The sequence below is a fragment of the Massilia sp. LMS1-1-1.1 genome, from assembly GCF_040815535.1.
GTDB classification, from domain to species: domain Bacteria; phylum Pseudomonadota; class Gammaproteobacteria; order Burkholderiales; family Burkholderiaceae_D; genus Janthinobacterium; species Janthinobacterium aestuarii.
The window spans coordinates 1-1,995 of sequence record NZ_JBFPNG010000006.1 but is presented as its reverse complement, the minus strand read 5'-3'; the positions used below and the strand labels follow the sequence as shown (position 1 = coordinate 1,995).

General features: G+C 64.8%; 2 protein-coding genes and 1 pseudogene. All 3 read left to right on the top strand.

The genetic code is table 11. The annotated features are described in order from the left end of the window. A pseudogene (locus MRBLMS1_RS09865) lies at positions 1–1,085 on the top strand (hypothetical protein); the annotation flags it as partial. Then, entirely contained in the window at positions 1,086–1,319 is a 234-nt protein-coding gene (locus tag MRBLMS1_RS09860) for a hypothetical protein (protein WP_156894944.1), read from the top strand. Between the two features lie 5 nt (positions 1,320–1,324). Further along, positions 1,325–1,995: phage tail sheath subtilisin-like domain-containing protein (locus MRBLMS1_RS09855; RefSeq protein WP_485879235.1), on the top strand; the 671-nt coding region annotated here is incomplete at its 3' end.

Genomic DNA, 1,995 nt, shown 5'->3' with positions numbered 1-1,995 from the left:
AGTATGCCGACGACAAGGCCGCCGAGGCTGTCATGGCGCATGAGGCGAAGGCCAACCCGCACCCGCAGTACCTGAGCAAGATCGACGGCGAAGCCAAGATCGCGGCGGCGATTGCCGCCCTGGTCGATAGCTCGCCGGAAACCTTGAATACCCTGGCCGAACTGGCCGAGGCGCTGGGACGCGATCCGCATTTCGCCACCACGATTGCCAATGCGCTGGCGTTGAAAGCCCCGCTCGACTCGCCGACCTTCACCGGCACGCCGAACGCGCCGACGGTCCCCCACGGCGACAATTCCGCGCGCGTGGTGAACGCGCGCGCCCTGGCCGAGGCGACGCAGGGGCGCGCCGGCGTGCAAGGGCTGTCCGGCGCGAACCATGGCGCTTCGCCGGCGAACAAATTCACCGTGTCCGCACTCGCCGTCACCATGCGCAACCCGGCAACCGGACAGACCGTCACGAAATATGCCACCGGCGCCTTGACGGCGGACGTGTCCGTGACGGGACCGAACGGCAGGGATCAAGCGGCCGTCATTGCCGGCACGTCGTCGGTGCATCTGCACTTCATCTTCAATCCCGCGACGGGCGTCACCGCCCTGCTGTGGAGCCTCTCGGCGGATGCCCCGACGCTGCCGGCCGGGTTCTCCTTCTTCGCCTATGCCACCACCATTCGCTACCAGGGGGCCAACGCCATCACGCCGATGATTGTCCGTGGCGCCAAAGTGTTCTATGCCAACGACTCCAGCGCAACCCGTGTGCTGAGCGGCGGCGCAGTGACCTCCCCACCCGCGCCGGTTGACTGCTCCCAGTACGTCCCGGCGAACGCGGCACGGGCCATCCTGCACTGCGAGCTACAGCTATCTAGCTCATCAACAGCGATGTTTTTGCTATCCATCGTCGTCTTGGGTATGCAGTTCGCGCCGGTGCAATTTTCCATCGCCACTCCCGACACCTACATGCAAGGCGCAGGGACTGTCGAGATTCCCCTCGACAGCGCCAGGCGCTTCAACTACGCCATCACGGCCGGAGCTAAGGGTGGCGCCTATATCGCCGTCATGGGCTATATCGTTCCCAATGGAGATTGCTAAGTGAAAAATTCTTTTCGTGACCCCGTCACGCACGTCCTCAAGGCCTGGGGCTTTGTCGATGCCAACGAAGTGGGCGACCTGTCACGGGCCGAACCCCTGAGCTTCAACCTGGTGCCCGGCGACTGGCGCCTGGTCGATGACGTATGGATCGCCGTTCCTGCAGCTTTGCCCCCGGCACTTACCGCGCCTGACCCGCGCACCCCATCCACCGATCACCCAATTGAACAGGAGTAGCAAGAATGGCCACCGACTACCACCATGGCGTGCGCGTCATTGAAATCAACGAGGGTTCGCGCCCCATCCGCACCGTCTCCACGGCCGTGCTGGGCCTAATCGCCACGGCCGACGACGCCGACCCGGCGGCCTTCCCGCTCGACACGCCCGTGCTCGTCACCAACGTGCTGGCCGCCATGGGCAAGGCCGGCAAAACGGGCACCTTGTATCGCGCGCTGGAAGCGATTGCCGCGCAGACCAAGCCCTTGTGCGTCGTCGTGCGCGTGGAAGAAGGCGAAACGGAAGCCGAAACCACCACCAATGTGGTGGGCGGCGTGTCGCCGGATGGCAAGTACCTGGGCGTGAAAGCCTTGCTGGCCGCGCAAAGCAAGCTGGGCGTGAAGCCGCGCATCCTGGGCGCGCCGGGCCTGGACACCAAAGCCGTCACCAATGCCCTGGCCAGCGTGGCGCAACAGTTGCGCGCCTTCGTGTATGCGTCCGCGTATGGCTGCAGCAACGTGGTGGCGGCCACCACCTATCGCGGCCAGTTCGGCCAGCGCGAGGTGATGATTATCTGGCCCGATTTTGTGAACTGGGACAAGGCCATCGACGAAGAGGCCAGCATTTCCGCCGTGGCCTATGCCATGGGCCTGCGCGCCAAGATCGACGAGGAAACGGGCTGGCACAAGACGCTGTC